The 13071-nt window shown below is 60.0% G+C and carries 26 protein-coding genes; 4 read left to right on the top strand and 22 right to left on the bottom strand.

What is annotated here, in order from left to right; genetic code table 11:
- The first annotated feature begins 3 nt into the window (after positions 1 to 3).
- Genes NKI96_RS10880 through NKI96_RS10865 form a run of 4 tightly spaced genes read left to right on the top strand, consistent with a single transcriptional unit; the run spans position 4 to position 2198 of the window.
- On the top strand, positions 4 to 378 hold the full coding sequence (locus NKI96_RS10880) for a hypothetical protein (RefSeq protein WP_352804209.1): 375 nt from the start codon (positions 4 to 6) through the stop codon (positions 376 to 378).
- A complete protein-coding gene (locus NKI96_RS10875) occupies positions 341 to 652 on the top strand; it encodes a hypothetical protein (protein WP_352804206.1) in 312 nt (103 codons plus the stop codon). The genes NKI96_RS10880 and NKI96_RS10875 overlap by 38 nt, the downstream gene beginning before the upstream one ends.
- Positions 649 to 891, top strand: coding sequence for a hypothetical protein (locus NKI96_RS10870; protein ID WP_352804203.1), 243 nt, complete (start codon positions 649 to 651; stop codon positions 889 to 891). Before NKI96_RS10875 ends, NKI96_RS10870 begins: the two co-directional genes overlap by 4 nt.
- Before the next feature lie 56 nt (positions 892 to 947).
- A complete protein-coding gene (locus NKI96_RS10865) occupies positions 948 to 2198 on the top strand; it encodes a hypothetical protein (protein WP_352804200.1) in 1251 nt (416 codons plus the stop codon).
- Between the two features lie 86 nt (positions 2199 to 2284).
- On the opposite strand, the gene NKI96_RS10860 is transcribed toward NKI96_RS10865, so the two are convergent.
- From NKI96_RS10860 to NKI96_RS10755, 22 genes are all read right to left on the bottom strand, one after another.
- Complete coding sequence (locus NKI96_RS10860; RefSeq protein WP_352804198.1) at positions 2285 to 2554, bottom strand: hypothetical protein; 270 nt, start codon at positions 2552 to 2554, stop codon at positions 2285 to 2287.
- A 27-nt stretch (positions 2555 to 2581) separates the two neighbouring features.
- Positions 2582 to 4009 carry a DNA methyltransferase gene (locus tag NKI96_RS10855; RefSeq protein WP_352804195.1) on the bottom strand — a complete coding sequence of 476 codons (1428 nt, stop codon included), beginning with the start codon at positions 4007 to 4009 and terminating at the stop codon, positions 2582 to 2584.
- A gap of 30 nt (positions 4010 to 4039) precedes the next feature.
- Positions 4040 to 4306, bottom strand: coding sequence for a hypothetical protein (locus NKI96_RS10850; protein WP_352804193.1), 267 nt, complete (start codon positions 4304 to 4306; stop codon positions 4040 to 4042).
- Complete coding sequence (locus NKI96_RS10845) at positions 4303 to 4683, bottom strand: hypothetical protein (RefSeq protein ID WP_352804190.1); 381 nt, start codon at positions 4681 to 4683, stop codon at positions 4303 to 4305. The genes NKI96_RS10850 and NKI96_RS10845 overlap by 4 nt, the downstream gene beginning before the upstream one ends.
- A gap of 2 nt (positions 4684 to 4685) precedes the next feature.
- On the bottom strand, positions 4686 to 5054 hold the full coding sequence (locus NKI96_RS10840; RefSeq protein ID WP_352804187.1) for a hypothetical protein: 369 nt from the start codon (positions 5052 to 5054) through the stop codon (positions 4686 to 4688).
- A 33-nt stretch (positions 5055 to 5087) separates the two neighbouring features.
- Positions 5088 to 5324, bottom strand: a complete 237-nt coding sequence (locus NKI96_RS10835) for a hypothetical protein (protein WP_352804184.1) — start codon at positions 5322 to 5324, stop codon at positions 5088 to 5090.
- Complete coding sequence (locus tag NKI96_RS10830) at positions 5324 to 5584, bottom strand: DUF2312 domain-containing protein (RefSeq protein ID WP_352804295.1); 261 nt, start codon at positions 5582 to 5584, stop codon at positions 5324 to 5326. The genes NKI96_RS10835 and NKI96_RS10830 overlap by 1 nt, the downstream gene beginning before the upstream one ends.
- A gap of 82 nt (positions 5585 to 5666) precedes the next feature.
- Positions 5667 to 5918: a hypothetical protein gene (locus NKI96_RS10825; protein WP_352804182.1), complete on the bottom strand. Its 252-nt coding sequence runs from the start codon at positions 5916 to 5918 to the stop codon at positions 5667 to 5669.
- Positions 5918 to 6460, bottom strand: a complete 543-nt coding sequence (locus NKI96_RS10820) for a dATP/dGTP diphosphohydrolase domain-containing protein (RefSeq protein ID WP_352804179.1) — start codon at positions 6458 to 6460, stop codon at positions 5918 to 5920. Before NKI96_RS10820 ends, NKI96_RS10825 begins: the two co-directional genes overlap by 1 nt.
- Positions 6461 to 6922: 462 nt before the next feature.
- Entirely contained in the window at positions 6923 to 7843 is a 921-nt protein-coding gene (locus tag NKI96_RS10815; RefSeq protein WP_352804177.1) for a hypothetical protein, read from the bottom strand.
- Positions 7844 to 8117: 274 nt separating this feature from the next.
- Complete coding sequence (locus NKI96_RS10810) at positions 8118 to 8579, bottom strand: hypothetical protein (RefSeq protein ID WP_352804174.1); 462 nt, start codon at positions 8577 to 8579, stop codon at positions 8118 to 8120.
- Positions 8580 to 8630: 51 nt separating this feature from the next.
- The gene (locus tag NKI96_RS10805; protein WP_352804171.1) at positions 8631 to 9206 is read right to left on the bottom strand and encodes a hypothetical protein; all 576 of its coding nucleotides are present in this window, start codon (positions 9204 to 9206) and stop codon (positions 8631 to 8633) included.
- On the bottom strand, positions 9203 to 9430 hold the full coding sequence (locus tag NKI96_RS10800; protein ID WP_352804168.1) for a Thoeris anti-defense Tad2 family protein: 228 nt from the start codon (positions 9428 to 9430) through the stop codon (positions 9203 to 9205). Before NKI96_RS10800 ends, NKI96_RS10805 begins: the two co-directional genes overlap by 4 nt.
- A 2-nt stretch (positions 9431 to 9432) precedes the next feature.
- Positions 9433 to 9639, bottom strand: a complete 207-nt coding sequence (locus tag NKI96_RS10795) for a hypothetical protein (protein ID WP_352804165.1) — start codon at positions 9637 to 9639, stop codon at positions 9433 to 9435.
- 27 nt (positions 9640 to 9666) lie between these two features.
- Positions 9667 to 9888 (bottom strand): hypothetical protein, encoded by a 222-nt coding sequence (locus tag NKI96_RS10790; protein ID WP_352804162.1) that lies wholly within the window; start codon positions 9886 to 9888, stop codon positions 9667 to 9669.
- Positions 9888 to 10457, bottom strand: a complete 570-nt coding sequence (locus tag NKI96_RS10785; RefSeq protein ID WP_352804159.1) for a nucleoside triphosphate pyrophosphohydrolase family protein — start codon at positions 10455 to 10457, stop codon at positions 9888 to 9890. The genes NKI96_RS10790 and NKI96_RS10785 overlap by 1 nt, the downstream gene beginning before the upstream one ends.
- 22 nt (positions 10458 to 10479) lie before the next feature.
- The gene (locus tag NKI96_RS10780; protein WP_352804156.1) at positions 10480 to 10764 is read right to left on the bottom strand and encodes a hypothetical protein; all 285 of its coding nucleotides are present in this window, start codon (positions 10762 to 10764) and stop codon (positions 10480 to 10482) included.
- 70 nt (positions 10765 to 10834) lie between these two features.
- The gene (locus tag NKI96_RS10775) at positions 10835 to 11380 is read right to left on the bottom strand and encodes an HAD family hydrolase (RefSeq protein ID WP_352804153.1); all 546 of its coding nucleotides are present in this window, start codon (positions 11378 to 11380) and stop codon (positions 10835 to 10837) included.
- An 80-nt stretch (positions 11381 to 11460) separates the two neighbouring features.
- Complete coding sequence (locus NKI96_RS10770; protein ID WP_352804150.1) at positions 11461 to 11589, bottom strand: hypothetical protein; 129 nt, start codon at positions 11587 to 11589, stop codon at positions 11461 to 11463.
- On the bottom strand, positions 11586 to 12110 hold the full coding sequence (locus tag NKI96_RS10765) for a hypothetical protein (RefSeq protein ID WP_352804147.1): 525 nt from the start codon (positions 12108 to 12110) through the stop codon (positions 11586 to 11588). The genes NKI96_RS10770 and NKI96_RS10765 overlap by 4 nt, the downstream gene beginning before the upstream one ends.
- Positions 12107 to 12535 carry a hypothetical protein gene (locus NKI96_RS10760; RefSeq protein ID WP_352804145.1) on the bottom strand — a complete coding sequence of 143 codons (429 nt, stop codon included), beginning with the start codon at positions 12533 to 12535 and terminating at the stop codon, positions 12107 to 12109. The genes NKI96_RS10765 and NKI96_RS10760 overlap by 4 nt, the downstream gene beginning before the upstream one ends.
- Entirely contained in the window at positions 12535 to 13068 is a 534-nt protein-coding gene (locus NKI96_RS10755) for a hypothetical protein (RefSeq protein ID WP_352804142.1), read from the bottom strand. Before NKI96_RS10755 ends, NKI96_RS10760 begins: the two co-directional genes overlap by 1 nt.
- Positions 13069 to 13071 lie beyond the last annotated feature (3 nt).

Here is a 13071-nt window from a genome sequence, read left to right as displayed (position 1 = left end):
TTGATGTTCACCATCAAGCTGCCCCTGTTCGTGTTCCTGGTCGCCGGCATCTGGCTCTATTTCGACCGGGGCTCGGCCATCCGCACCGCCGTTAACAAGGCCGTCACGCAACTGGTGGCCGGCGCCGAGCTTGCCGCGCTCAATGCCGAACTGGTCGAGACACGTCGCATCAACGCGTGGAGCGAAAAGCAGGCCGCCGACGCGGCGAAACAAGCCGACGCCGAGCGCGCCGATCGCATCGCCCTCGAAGGGCAACTCGCACTCACCGCAAATGAAAAAAAGGAAGCCGCCGATGATCTCGCATCGATCCAGGCTCTGCCGGTCACTGAGGATTGCACTGTTGGTCAGTCTCTCTACGACCGGCTGCGCAACAAATAGCTTTCGCCTCAACACCGCCTACGCCGACAAGGCCAAGGCGGATCAGGTGAAGGTCGCACTGGCTGCCGCTGAGAAGCGCGTCCAGGAAGCACGCCGGATGCCGGATTGGCCCGCCATCTGCGACACCCTGTGGCACAGCGGTGTGCAGGTCAAAGACGGGATCAATGTCGCAACCTGGAAGGGCGACGTTGCCCTCGGCGGCGCCAACAAACAGATCATCAAATGTGCCGCCTGGTATCGAAAAACCCAAGCCGCCCGCGAGCCGAAGCCATGACCGAAGCGCAGATACACGAGATCGCCCGTCAGGCAGCACGCGAAGCCGTCAAGGAGACCTTCCTGACGCTCGGACTTGACCTGACCAAGCCTCTCGAAGCGCAGGCCGACATGCTGTTCCTGCGCAGCACCCGCGAATCCTCCGAGACGATCAAGAAGCAGGGCCTGATGGTTGCCGCTGGCGCCATCACTCTCGCGATCCTCGGGCTCATTTGGGCGTCGATCAAGGGACATCTCTGATCGACGCCGCAGCAGTTGGAGCATAGCATTTGCCCACACCATCACTTTCCGACGACTTGGCACAGGCAGCCGCAGATGCATTCTTGTTGCACGCAAAGGCGCACGATGTCGCCGAGGCAACCTGCCTCGCTGCCAAGGCAACCGGCCTCGATCTCAAGACATTCAAAAACCGCCTGAAGCGCGCGAAGGAGCGCGGGATGTTGGGCGCCCAAGCGGCTAGGGACGATCTCACGGACGACGCAGCAATTCTCGCAGCGGCTGCCGCAGGTGGGATCGAAGACCCTCGCAACCTCTCCCACTTCTGGAAGATCGTCAAAGACGACAGTGGCAGCGGCTATTCGCTGTTCGTGAAGAATCCGAGGACAGGTCAGGCGGTCTGCATCAACGACCTGGTGCGCGAGACCGTCCGAGAAATTCCAACAAGCTTGGGCGCGCTGCCGCCGAGGGAAGACCCGACAGGCGAACACCTGCTCGTCGTGGACCTGGCAGACGTTCACTTCCTGAAGCTCTGCGTGCAATCCGAGACCGGCCACGTCTACAATCGCGAGGTCGCGCGCCATCGCGTGATCGAGGGCACCAGGGCTCTGCTGCGCATGGCGAAGCCGTGGGGCATCGGTCGCATCCTGTTCGTGATGGGCAACGACATCCTGCATGTCGACGGCCCGAGAACCAGCACCACAAGCGGCACCTACCAGGATAGCGACGGAACGATCTTCCAAGGCTTCAAGGATGCCGGCGCCGCGCTCGACATCGCCATAACAGAAGCCTCGCTGCTGGCCGACGTCGACTTGATCCACTGTATGTCGAACCACGACTGGTTGATGGGCTGGGCTCTCAGCCAGGCGGTCGCCGGCCGGCTGCGCGGCAACCCTCGAGTCCGAGCCACCGAATACAATTTGTCCGAGGCGCACCGGAAATACTATCGGTTCGAGCGCAACCTGTTCGGGCTCACCCATGGTGACGGTGCCAAGGAAGAAAAGCTCTACGGCGTCATGGTGAAGGAGGCGAGGGAGCACATTTCCGAATGCCTGAACCTCTACTGGCTGCTGCATCACGTCCACCACAAGATACGCAAGACCAGGGGCGAGATCGAGTTCCTTCGGGAGAAGGATCACAACGGCATGACTGCGCACATCAGCGGCACGCCGAATATCGAAGGTCATCATCTGAACATTGAATACGTTCGATCGCCCTCGGCGCCGGATGGCTGGCACGATCGCAATGCCTACGTCAATCGACAGGCAGTCGAGTGCTTTATCTACCACCCGACGATCGGGCAGCGCGCGCGCTTCACCGAATGGTTCTAAGCTCTCATTAACCTTGGTAAATAAAAGGGCTCACCTGACACGCCCTCATCGGGTCAATGGTGAGCCCTATTCGCGTCTAAGTAGAACTAGGCAACCAGGAGTTTTTCGCTCATTGCCTGGCTGAAACCGATCTCGACGGCATCCCACCGGCCACCGGCCACCTGGGCGCTCAATACGCGCGACAGGAATGCGGTATTTGCTTCCTTCTGCATGAATTCAAACAGTTCTTGGAAGTAAGACCTGCCAAGCTGGCAGTCTGCTGCGTAGTCATCCGTGCGTTGCGGATGCCACGGCATAGGCTTTGGGTACTCGCCACTACTGTCAATACCCACGAAAGTGAGTTTACGAAATGCCATTTCCTTTTTTCCCTGAGACGACAAGCGTTAAAACAACAATGCTGTCAGGTCAGTGCTTGAGTCTGACCTGGGCTGCGCGACGGGCTGATGAGGCGTGTCATGTGTCGACAACACGGAATCTCCTAAGATGTCAACAAGAGACATATCGGCATATGTGAACTTCCTTTCTATTAGCGGTTGCTTAAGTGATTGATTCTCCAGCGTCTTCACGTTGGAATATATTCCTATAGCAGAGATGTCGTACATTTGGAACCGTCCTCGTACAAATTGTACGTAATCTGGCTCGGCTTCCATCAGGATGCAATCAAAACCTTCGCGGCGAGCGGCCTCGGCGGTCGTGCCAGAGCCTGCAAATGGATCGAGCACAACCCCACCGGGTGGCGTGATGTGACGAACCAGGTAGCGCAGCAGGCCGTCGATCGGCTTGACGGTTGGATGCTCGCTGCCCGCCCGATCGGCTTTCGTGGCCTTGGCGCAGTAGACAATGGCATCACCGCGATCTTCGGAAATCTCGCCCGCGTCGATCGCCCATTGGTAGTCTTCCGCGCTCGGCGCGAACTGGTGGAAGAAGCGAGCGTTTGAGCCCTCGTCGCCATAGCCGCTCATCGGTGTGCCAGGGGTGCGGCTCTCGGCGCCGTAGGCTGCACCGTCATTCGTTCCCTTGCGCATGACACCAGGCTTGCCGCTGCTGCCGAAGGGGAACAGGTCGACGACGGACTTCGAACCGTCGAGGATCAGATTGGACGGGCTGCGGCCGTCAGGCGAACCGCCACGGGCAGAACCTGGCAGGGCTGCGAAGTCCGTTGCGCCGCGATCGTTGTAGCGGCGATCCATTGAAGGGTCTGAACTGCGGTCGCGGCTCTCAGCCCCATCTCCGACCTTGCAGCCGTGGATATTGAACGCACCGACGCCATGCTTGAGAACGTTGGCGACGCCACCCTTTTCGCTGAACGGCCGCTGGCCGAGATAGATCGGTTCGAGCGCCGGCTTTTGGGACTGCGTGCCGTAGGCCCATCCTTCCCATTCAGGGATTCCCTTGATGTAGGTCGGCTTCGGCCAGCCGCTGCCGTACACCCATCCGTGCATCGGGTGCATGATGAAACCTGCCATCTCCATTGCACACGCCTGCCAGTGGCCGGTGCGCGCGCCAGAGAAGGCGAAGACGTAGCCGCCTGGCAACAGGATTTCGTAGACCAGCTTCCAGAATTCGGGGTCGCGCTCGATGCCGGTGGCGTCCCAGGCGTGTCCCATGAAGCCCTTGGACAGGCGCGCGAAACTGCCGTCATTGCCTTCGGTGCGTGCGGCGGCCGAGCCTTTCTTACCGAAGCGCTTGGTGATGCTTTCGAGATTGTAGGGAGGGTCGCAGACGACGGAGTGGACGCGGACGCCCTGGTCAATGAGGCGGCGCAGACTGACGCGATTGTCGCCTTCATGAAGTGTGACTGTGCCGCCCATCAGGTGATTATCCCGTTAGAAGTGAAATCTTTAGCTGAGCAAATCGCTCAGGTCGAACTGATCCCGGCGCTTCGCAAGTTGCCAAACGATCGCGGCGCGCTGACGTTGTTCCTCGATCCCATTGAGCGCCGCGACGATCTGCTCTGCTCCGTCCCGCGAATATGCCCAGGCAATTGCCTGCTCATCGGCCAGACCAACTTTGCCGTCGAAAATGGCATAGAGTTGATCAGTCCAATGCTGCTCGCCATCGTCGTCGCAGGCGCCCTCGATCCACTCGTAGGAGTAGCGCAGCATCACACGAGCAGGTCTTCGAGATCGCCGGCTGATGCCGCTGCCTGCGGCTGGACGGAAGCCTTGCCCGCGACCATGACTTCTGACGCCGGCAGCACGGGCTTGGCATACGTCGCCAGGCGCTTCTTCGGATCGTAGGGCTCGGACAGATCGACCTGAGCCGTCAGCACATCCACGATGCAGGCCACCGGGTCGTTGCCAACCTTGACGTTCCAGTCATTGGTCAGCCAGAACTGCGCGATCGCCTGCCACTGGTCGTCCGAGCCGATGTTCAGCACGAGGCTTGTCAGCTTGCCCTTGACCGGGGCGCCACGAACATCTCGCGAGTTGGAAATGGCGCGCAGCGCGGTGACGAGCTTGAGACCGAGTTCGGCGTCGGTCATGGTTACACCAGCAGGTCGTCGAGATCGCCAGAGTCCGGCGCCGAGGCCGGCGCATCGCCGAGCAGATCGTCATCGTCCGCTGCACTGCCAGGCTCTACGGCCGAGCCCGCAAATGCCGCCGCCTTTTCTTCCACTGACAGCCCAATGGCGTCGTCATAGGTGGGGCAGCACAGTTTGCCTGTGTCAACGTTGAAGTCCAGGCCGGTCTCGATCGCCTTGCCACCGGGGTAGACGCGTTCGAGTTCGGCCAGCAGCGGTGTCTTCTGCAAGGCGAAACGGAATCCCTTGTCGGTGCCGGGGAAGGGGTAGATGTTGACGAATGGCGTTTCCTTCGTCTTGCGTATCGCCGCGCGCAGTTCGCCGAGCTTCATGATGGTGTCTCCGTTGATTTGATTTGGCGGTGGTCAGCCGAGGCGCATCACGCCATCGTTGAGATTGATCTCGAACTTGCCGTCGCGGCTGGAAAGGATGCCGGCCATAATGGTCCCGACTTCGGCATCTATCGCGCGATAAGCTCGCACTTCACGCAGTTGCCTCATCACAGGAGGCTCAGCAACTGGCGCCGAGGGCATCGCGGTTTTCGCGAGAGCCGCAGCGGGAACACCGAGGCCGAGCAGAGCGAGGAATGAACGGCGCTGCATCAGACCATACCCAACGCGGCCTTGTAGAGGTCCAGGATCGTCTCGGCCTCCTGGCGCTCGGCTTGGTCCTTCTTGCGAAGGCGAATGATCTCGCGCATGGCCTTGGTATCAAAGCCGGTGCCCTTTGCCTCGGAGTAGATTTCTTTGATGTCGTCGGCGATGGTCTTCTTTTCTTCTTCCAGCCGCTCGATGCGCTCGATGAAAGCGCGCAACTGGCCGGCAGCGACCGTCTGGCTGGTGTCCGTGATATCGTCCGCCAAGTCGCGATCCTCCGTGTTGTTGGGGTAGGGCATTGCCGTCTCCGATTTGGTGAATGTCACTATAAACGTGAAATTATGTCCGTCAATACAAATTGCGGACGATTGAGAAGGGAAGTGCGAAATATTTGTCCACAGGCATGTAAGCGACGGGCATCTGCGCGTCATGCGAGACTGGATAGCCCTTGCGGACGCAGATCGCTCGCACCCTGACTATAGGCACCTTGGTTACTTCGGCGATCTCGGCGTAGCTGCAATTCCAGTCGACCGACTTGCCATAGCGACGAACCAGGAAGTGATATGCCATTTCCCTGTATGGCGTGAGGCGCCGGCGCATCAGGCTCCCCCTGGCACAAATCGAGCGCCCTTCGACGCGGCGCCGGCAATGGCGGCCATGGCCTCTGGCGACATCTCGGTGTTGACAAAAACTGCGCTGACGCCCTGGCCATTGCGCACGCCAAGCTCGGTGAAGGCGTCCTTCGGCTCGGGGTACTTCTCGAACATTGCGTCGACGACCGACTGCAAGTTGGCGCGCACTTCGTCCAGGTTGCCCTTCGGCGGACGATCGTCGTTCAGCTTCTTCTGGATCATGGCGTCGCGCAGCACGACGAGAGAAGCGATGGCTTTGGTGATGTGCGAGAGCTTGGTGTCGGGATCGAGGTCTTCGCCTTCCCACCAGCACATGATGTGCCCTATCGCGGCATCCTTGTAGACGGAGGCTCGGACGCCGGCCACGCGGTAGTTGTGGCGGCCGTATTTCAGCGCGCCCTCCATCATGGCAACGCCGATCTCACAGATGACAGTGAAGGGGATGGTGGCGAACTGGCGCCATTTGCGGATTCCTACCGCGTCCTTCGGGTTGGTAGCCTTAATTGTCATGCGTGCATTTCCCTTTAAAAGTGATTGTTTCTCATGTTTCTACACCGGGTCCCCGGTTACGCCAGACAGCGGCACCACCGTAAAAGACGCAGCCGGGCATCGGACCCACTATCGTTGCGTCATAGTGCGAAGGGTCCCAAACCATTTCGGCGCCACATCCCACGACGGCGTGGCACGTGTTCCGGCTTGTCGCGCCGTAGAGTATGTAGGGGTACTCGTCGCCCAGCCATTTGTGCATCGTACCGAAAGCTTCGGCGGGAGATGCCGCTTCGAACCAAGTCTCCCTGATGTCAAAACCGCGCTCGCGCAGCCATTCGGCCGCTGATGCAGACTGTCCCGGCCCATCGCTGGCCTGGAACAAAGGTATGTCGTCTCGATCCAGTTCAAGGATCACTGCGATGGAGGTCCGGAAGCAGTCGCCGAGGTCAGGATCGGCTGTGTTATATCGTTGCTTCTGAAACCTCACGGCTTACCATCCTCCGATGTAGGAGTGGTGTCGTCATCGGCTGATGAAAGCGCCTTGAAACGTGACGTGTCTTTCGACAGCGCTTCTGCCGTTGCAGGGATGGAGAGAGCGGCGCGGGCGTCTTTGCCTTCTGGCTTATCGGTGACGCGCGCGGTGCGGCTGTTCATTCCTACATCGTGGCCGCTGTCACCTGCGCAAATCGGGCAGGCAGTCGAGCGGCATTCGTAGTCGGCTCTGTGGATGACATCGAAGCCGCATTCGGGGCATTCGTAGTAGGTAAACCCCGGCTGTTCCACCACCCCCGCCTCAAGGGCAGGGCTAGGGAACATTTCATACCCTGCTCCAATCTCGCCTTCCTCGCCGTCCGCCTCAATCTTTCGCTTCAATGTTTCCCTGTCAAAATGCAATCGCAAGGGAGCCACCGGTTGAGGCTGCGCATCGAACTCGTCGCCGAACGACTGACCGGGTATCGGCCCGCTATCGCCCCACGCCACCCCCGCCTCATCTGAGGGCTGGATGGCGGAACGGATGCGGGTTTCGAAGTCGGATTGCGCGGCGGCTTTGGCGCGATCGAGAGAGGCGTAACGACAGCCACAGCACAAAAAAGCGTGGTCATCGTTTCTGATGATCCATGAGTAGCCGAAACTAACGGCTAGCCATTTGACGGCGCGCCCGTCCAACCAACCATCTTCGTTCCACTCCAGCGGCTTGATCTTCACCCCCACCGCTTCAGGGTGATCGACTGGAGTGACGAGGGCGAGAACAGCACGGGCGGCTTTTTCGGCGCAATTTTCGAGAAGTGCGGTCTTACTGGCATTCGTCCGGAAGTCGCCGTCGGACCCTTCATGGCCAAAGTCTTTCAACTGCATGGCTTGGATGATCAGTATTTTCGCCGCCTGGCACAGTGTGACGCTCATGGCCGTGGCTCTGGAAGCTCCTGTCTTCGATGACCGCAGAGCGAAAACAGCCGACCCATCGGATTGCTTTCCGTTAATATCGGTCCAAGTGTCGCTCATAGCTTTTTTCCTGTGGTCGATCCGGCGGCATCACGACACGCTGGATAATAGCCCTCGCAGTTGCAGTATCGTTCGGGGTGTTTCTCGCAGGGCTTGAAGATCTGTGCCGGCGCCCCTACCAATACGGTAGGAGCGGGAGCGAGGGCGCACCCTCCTTTCGCTGTATCAGTGGTGCTCATGGTTTCACCGATACATGGGTGAGCGGCTGCACGATCAGCTTTGCTCGGTCTGCGGCTTGAGATGTGCCACCCCAAAAGTATTCGCCGCTGTCTACAATGTAAGCATCTCGCTGGCGAACGCTAGCATCTGTGGCGTACTCAGTCATCACCGCCAAGGTGTCGCCAAACAGGAACAGCCCTTCCGGGCATTCGCCCAGGGCAACCGGGCCACCCTGTGGCACCAAAGCGAATTCTGAACGCTGTGTGTCCCTCGTCACTGGTGGAACTCTTACGAGGTCAAGGCCGGCGAACTCATCTTCGCTAAGTTTAATTGCTGCAAGGGTCCCTTCCACGCCGTTCTTTTCGGGCGATCGGATCATGATCTCAACAAGACCATCCTCCTTGTTGATCGAAATATAGGGTGGGTAGTGGCCTTCATAGTTCGTCGCGGTGAACGCTGCGATGTTGGTGCGAGTCATGTTTTTTCTTCCTCTTGTTGATGTTGGCAGTGGGTAGATTGGAGCCCTAGGTCAGGCAGTCTCACTCGCAACGGCCGCGCAGGCATTGTCCCACGCCTCGCGGAAGGTCCTGCCTCGGGCGTCAGTCAGCCGGCCGCCGTGTGGCAGGCGCTGGAAGGCAACACGCCACGGGCCTTCCGCGTGAGGCAGCGGCTCGTGCTTGTCGCCGTTGTAGATGATGCGGGTGTGCTCGTTCGCGGCGCTGTATAGGAACCAGCCTTCCGGGGCGACCGGCTGCCATGGATCGGCAGCGCGCGATTGCAGGGCAGCTTCAATGCGCTGAAAAACCCTTAGCGGCGATGGATCATATCCTGTCCAGGCAGCATGGTCGGCATCGCTGAGCTTGTCGCCCTCTTTGAGACCTCGCCCGGTTAAGAAGGCGCTTCGCAGAAGCATCGACAGGTCGAGGGGTTTGACCATGTTTGTGGTCATGGGCGGCATAAGCGTAGCCGTCTCACCCATGGCCATCTCGCCGCGAACCCAACTTTCCCGTTGGGCCTGCCACATGGCATCCCGCTCGGCCGGCGACATCGCGGCGACGCGAGCCTTGGCTTCCTCGACGAGCACTGAAAGAGATTTCTCGGTCACGGGGCGATCTCCCAATCCGCTTCAAGCAGATCGCAACGGGTCACGCCCCATGGAGCCTTGCGCCCACTGCCGTCGATGTAAACCAGTTCGGGATAGGACATGCTTTCCTCACTGGCTGGTTTGAGCCAGACATACTTATTTGGCTTCCAGGCTTGGCGCCTGACCTTTGCCCCATGAATTTTCATGCGGCAAAGCGCGGCTGAAAAATCGAATGTCTCGCCCATGGTCAGAACGATCTCGGCGAGATGTAGCCGCCGCACATTTCGAGTTCGTCCATGGCCATGCCGCAGTTGCGCGCATAGTCGCGGTTGCCGGCACCGTGGGTGCCGTAGAGGTTGTGGCCGCCACCTTCGCGATAGCCGTGGTTGGCGCAGCCGGCGAGGGCGAGGTACGCCAGCACTGCTGCTGACATTGCGAAAACCTTCTTCTTCATGTCGATGTCTCCTTTTGCTGGTGGAAGTCAGAACTGCCTCTGGTTGATCAGCCCGTAGGCGATCGAGGCGTCGCGGCCGGCAGAGCAGAGGACGAGCCAGGCGAGGCAGGCGCGCTCGAAACCGAAGATGAGGGTCAGCAGTGCCACCCAGGCGCAGTGCCACGCGTAGGCCACGAGGACGGGGCGCAGAGCGCGCAGAAGTTCGCCGTAACTCTGAGCGTTGCGCAGGATGGTGCGGAGGCGGCCCATCAGTAGCGCTTCCCGCCTTCAGCCGCGCGGTTCGCAAGCTGGTGGTCTGCGCGAGTCCTGTTGAAGGCATTCTTGTCGATGACGGAGCCGCCCTGGTGGTAGCCGCGCGTCGCCGAACTTTCGAGAATGCGAATAATTGCGTTGGCGAAGTTCACCGCGCACTGATCGACGCCGGGCAGCCGCTTCGGCAGATCGCCGTAGAGCGTCATGTGCCGTAGGCAGGGGATCATCGCCGACGCCACATCAATCTGCGTAGCGGCAGCGGTGTCGAGGATGCGAAGAATACCGTCGCTGAACTCGACTTCGATTGCTGCACGGTGGGGCAGCTTGTCGTCACGAGCCTTGTTCTTGCGGTGAGCTTCCAGCGCCTCGGACAATTCCGAGTGCATCAGGGCGACCACTTCGCCGAAGTTGCGCTCGATTGGCTGCCCGGTTTCGCGATCGGTATACCAGCCGGCGTTGGTTGCGGTCTCGTGGGCCAGCTTCTGCGCGGCGCGGAGCCCGTCGAATGCTTCCAGTTCAAGTGCGCTCAGGCCGGGATGGAAAAAGGTGTTGTCGGTGGTAGGCAAGATCGTCTCCTTGGATTGCACGTTAAACGTGATTGTTTTGGCGGCGTTCGAGGCGGTATTCGGCCTTGCGCCCTCTCCCGTGGTTCTCATTGCTCACTGTCCAGCCGCTGATCGCCAGCTTGTCGCGCAGCCTGCTCATCTGGACGCGCAGCGCCTGCCTAGCGCTCGCGGGCAGCCGCGATCCGCGATAGATGTCATCAATCAGATCGTCAGCCGTCACACTGTTCGGATGCTGCTTGACCAAGGCGTTGGCGACGGTGCGAAGGACATGAGGAAGCGCAACTTCTGCAATCGCCTCGATCGGCATTTCGGCGGCCTCACGGCCACAGGTCGGACATTTACACATAGGCAACTCGTCGCACGTTGTAAGGTGATAATCAACTAAAAAGTGAAACTATGGGACGCCAATCGTCAACCCAGGTGATGCGGGAATCCGTGGTCTTCTCGTCGTCGCGGTTGTCTAGATGTCGGAGCATGAGCGTCTTGTGCCCGGCCTCGACGCCCATCATGGCGTTCTTGTAGTTGTCCTCGACCCAAATGCCGCCCTTGAGCACCTGCAGCCAGTCAGCCTTGCTCTCACGCAGTGCCAGACAGATGACGCGCGCAAAGGCTCCGTCGAACTCGCGATCGAGGTTTTCCTTCCGCCGCAGCAGGGTGAGCGGATCGGCCGAGCAGCTTGTTAGCACGGTCAGCTTGTGCCCGGCAGCCTTGAGCTTGAGGATCGCGTCCTTGGCGCCGGCAATCGGATGCAGTTCGCCGAACGCCTGGCAGGCGTTGAACTGGTTGATCAGTTCAAAGCAGCGCGCCTCGGGCAGCCCGAGCCAGTTGAACAGCGACCAGGACTTCGGTCCCTGCGCGCTCGGCTTGATGCCATGGTGGGCGAAGACCCAATGACGGAAGCCGCGCGTCCAGTCGAGCAGCACGCCGTCGCAGTCGAGAATGAAATGCATGTTACGGTTCTCTCGTTCGAAGTTGATGGTCGACGGGTAGTGCGCTGTACAGATCATGAGCGCCACACATTCAGGGCGAACACGATCGTGTTGCGCAGGCTGCCGCAGACAATGGCCAGGCCGATGGTCAATCCGGCCCAGGTGCAAAAACCGGACACGTAGAATTCCAGAAGTTCCTTCATGCTAGTCTCCCTTTGTGCGTGGCTCCTGCCACCTTGACGTAGAATGGTGCGCGGACGCTGCCGCAGTTGGCCTGGGCGGCACCAAGGGCGCGCAGGATGCGTTCGGTCGGCTCTCCGGTGCTTCCGAACAAGTTGCCGAGCGCCCACGCCTTCCCGCTGCCCACCGCTGCATATGCCGGATACTCGCCGACAGCGTAGTCCGAGCCGATCTTGAACAGGCGACCGCTATGGACGATCAGCAATTCGTCTGGCGCGCTTTTGCCCACGAGCTTTTTCAGGTCTGCCGTCACGACCGTGACCATATGGGCCATGATGTCGTGGCCGGGCGGTAGCGGCGTGAAATGGCTGCCGTGTTGCAGCAACTGGCCAAGCCGGAAAGAGCCCGTGAAGCCGACCAGGTATTCACCGGCCCGAAAGACCTTCGGATTGCTCCACGCTTCAATCGCATCATCGTAATTGGCAGCGCTATCACCGCCCATCCAGGCGCGGCCGTTGTCGACCAGTGCGACGATCGCGGTCACGCTGGCTCTCCATGTTCGCGAAGCCGGCGCTCGATGGCTGCAAATCCCTCGGCCATCGATCCAACGACAGCGAATGCAGTCGAGTCCTGACGATTATGTGCGTCACCGATTGCAGCATTCCAAAAGCAGGCGAACGCATCTGCGAGCTTGGCGCAGGTCAGATCGCCCATAGATGCGAATGCGCGCTGTTCATCTGCCGTGTACTCGCGGGCAGGCCACTCATCGTCTTTGAAATCCAAGATGTATGGCTTCTCGCCTTGGCCAAACAGCCAACGGTAGAAGGCAACGTGATACTCAGCCTTGAATCGTTCCCGAAAGACGTGCGGCGTTGCCTCGCGATCGCCGTGCTTGAAGCTGACGAAGTAGTCGCAGCGGCCGTCGCTGAGGCGCATAGGCTTGATGCTGACTTCGACATCGGCGCCCATCACTTGCCATCCGTGATGTAGACATCGCGCACGTCGATCAGCCGATACTTGGCCGCCCAATCCTTGGCGCATGGTTTCACGGCACCGCTGAGATCGCGCGCTTTGATGAAAACGAAACGGTCGGTCGGATCGCCGGCAGAGGGCTCGGGAATCTGCTTGCCGGTGAGCATCGCCTTGATGGCCAACGGCATCTTGTCGAAGAACTCGGTGCGCCAGCCGGCGTCGGCCGTGGTGATTGCTCCGATGCCTGTGAGGATCGTACCGTTGTCGAGCACCTGGTAGGGCTTGTGAAAGCCGAAGGTGGCGCTCGGCGTGTAGCAGATGTCGAGCTTCCAATCTTGGCGCAGATACATCGCGCAGGCCGACAGGCAGACGCCATCGACGATGACCTTTGAACCGCGCATGATCTCAGCCTTTGCATAGTAGCGAAGCAGTTCGCCGCCCATGTCGCCGTCAATCAGGTAGGCGGTTTCCTTGGCGGTGGCGGCCATCGGTATGCACGTCAACAGGGCGGCAATCAGAAGCTTGCGCATGGT

This window comes from Mesorhizobium sp. M0292 (genome assembly GCF_040321695.1).
In the GTDB taxonomy this organism is placed as follows: Bacteria; Pseudomonadota; Alphaproteobacteria; order Rhizobiales; family Rhizobiaceae; genus Mesorhizobium.
The sequence above is the reverse complement of the archived record's forward strand: the minus strand, read 5'-3'. Positions and strand labels throughout refer to the sequence as shown.

Coding starts and splice junctions, on each gene's coding strand:
- NKI96_RS10880 (WP_352804209.1), top strand. CDS start 4: ATGTTCACCATCAAGCTGCCCCTGTTCGTGTTCCTGGTCGCCGGCATC.
- NKI96_RS10870 (WP_352804203.1), top strand. CDS start 649: ATGACCGAAGCGCAGATACACGAGATCGCCCGTCAGGCAGCACGCGAA.
- NKI96_RS10860 (WP_352804198.1), bottom strand. CDS start 2,554: ATGGCATTTCGTAAACTCACTTTCGTGGGTATTGACAGTAGTGGCGAG.
- NKI96_RS10855 (WP_352804195.1), bottom strand. CDS start 4,009: ATGGGCGGCACAGTCACACTTCATGAAGGCGACAATCGCGTCAGTCTG.
- NKI96_RS10845 (WP_352804190.1), bottom strand. CDS start 4,683: ATGACCGACGCCGAACTCGGTCTCAAGCTCGTCACCGCGCTGCGCGCC.
- NKI96_RS10840 (WP_352804187.1), bottom strand. CDS start 5,054: ATGAAGCTCGGCGAACTGCGCGCGGCGATACGCAAGACGAAGGAAACG.
- NKI96_RS10835 (WP_352804184.1), bottom strand. CDS start 5,324: ATGCAGCGCCGTTCATTCCTCGCTCTGCTCGGCCTCGGTGTTCCCGCT.
- NKI96_RS10825 (WP_352804182.1), bottom strand. CDS start 5,918: ATGCGCCGGCGCCTCACGCCATACAGGGAAATGGCATATCACTTCCTG.
- NKI96_RS10820 (WP_352804179.1), bottom strand. CDS start 6,460: ATGACAATTAAGGCTACCAACCCGAAGGACGCGGTAGGAATCCGCAAA.
- NKI96_RS10815 (WP_352804177.1), bottom strand. CDS start 7,843: ATGAGCGTCACACTGTGCCAGGCGGCGAAAATACTGATCATCCAAGCC.
- NKI96_RS10810 (WP_352804174.1), bottom strand. CDS start 8,579: ATGACTCGCACCAACATCGCAGCGTTCACCGCGACGAACTATGAAGGC.
- NKI96_RS10800 (WP_352804168.1), bottom strand. CDS start 9,430: ATGGGCGAGACATTCGATTTTTCAGCCGCGCTTTGCCGCATGAAAATT.
- NKI96_RS10795 (WP_352804165.1), bottom strand. CDS start 9,639: ATGAAGAAGAAGGTTTTCGCAATGTCAGCAGCAGTGCTGGCGTACCTC.
- NKI96_RS10790 (WP_352804162.1), bottom strand. CDS start 9,888: ATGGGCCGCCTCCGCACCATCCTGCGCAACGCTCAGAGTTACGGCGAA.
- NKI96_RS10780 (WP_352804156.1), bottom strand. CDS start 10,764: ATGCCGATCGAGGCGATTGCAGAAGTTGCGCTTCCTCATGTCCTTCGC.
- NKI96_RS10770 (WP_352804150.1), bottom strand. CDS start 11,589: ATGAAGGAACTTCTGGAATTCTACGTGTCCGGTTTTTGCACCTGGGCC.
- NKI96_RS10760 (WP_352804145.1), bottom strand. CDS start 12,535: ATGGGCGCCGATGTCGAAGTCAGCATCAAGCCTATGCGCCTCAGCGAC.
- NKI96_RS10755 (WP_352804142.1), bottom strand. CDS start 13,068: ATGCGCAAGCTTCTGATTGCCGCCCTGTTGACGTGCATACCGATGGCC.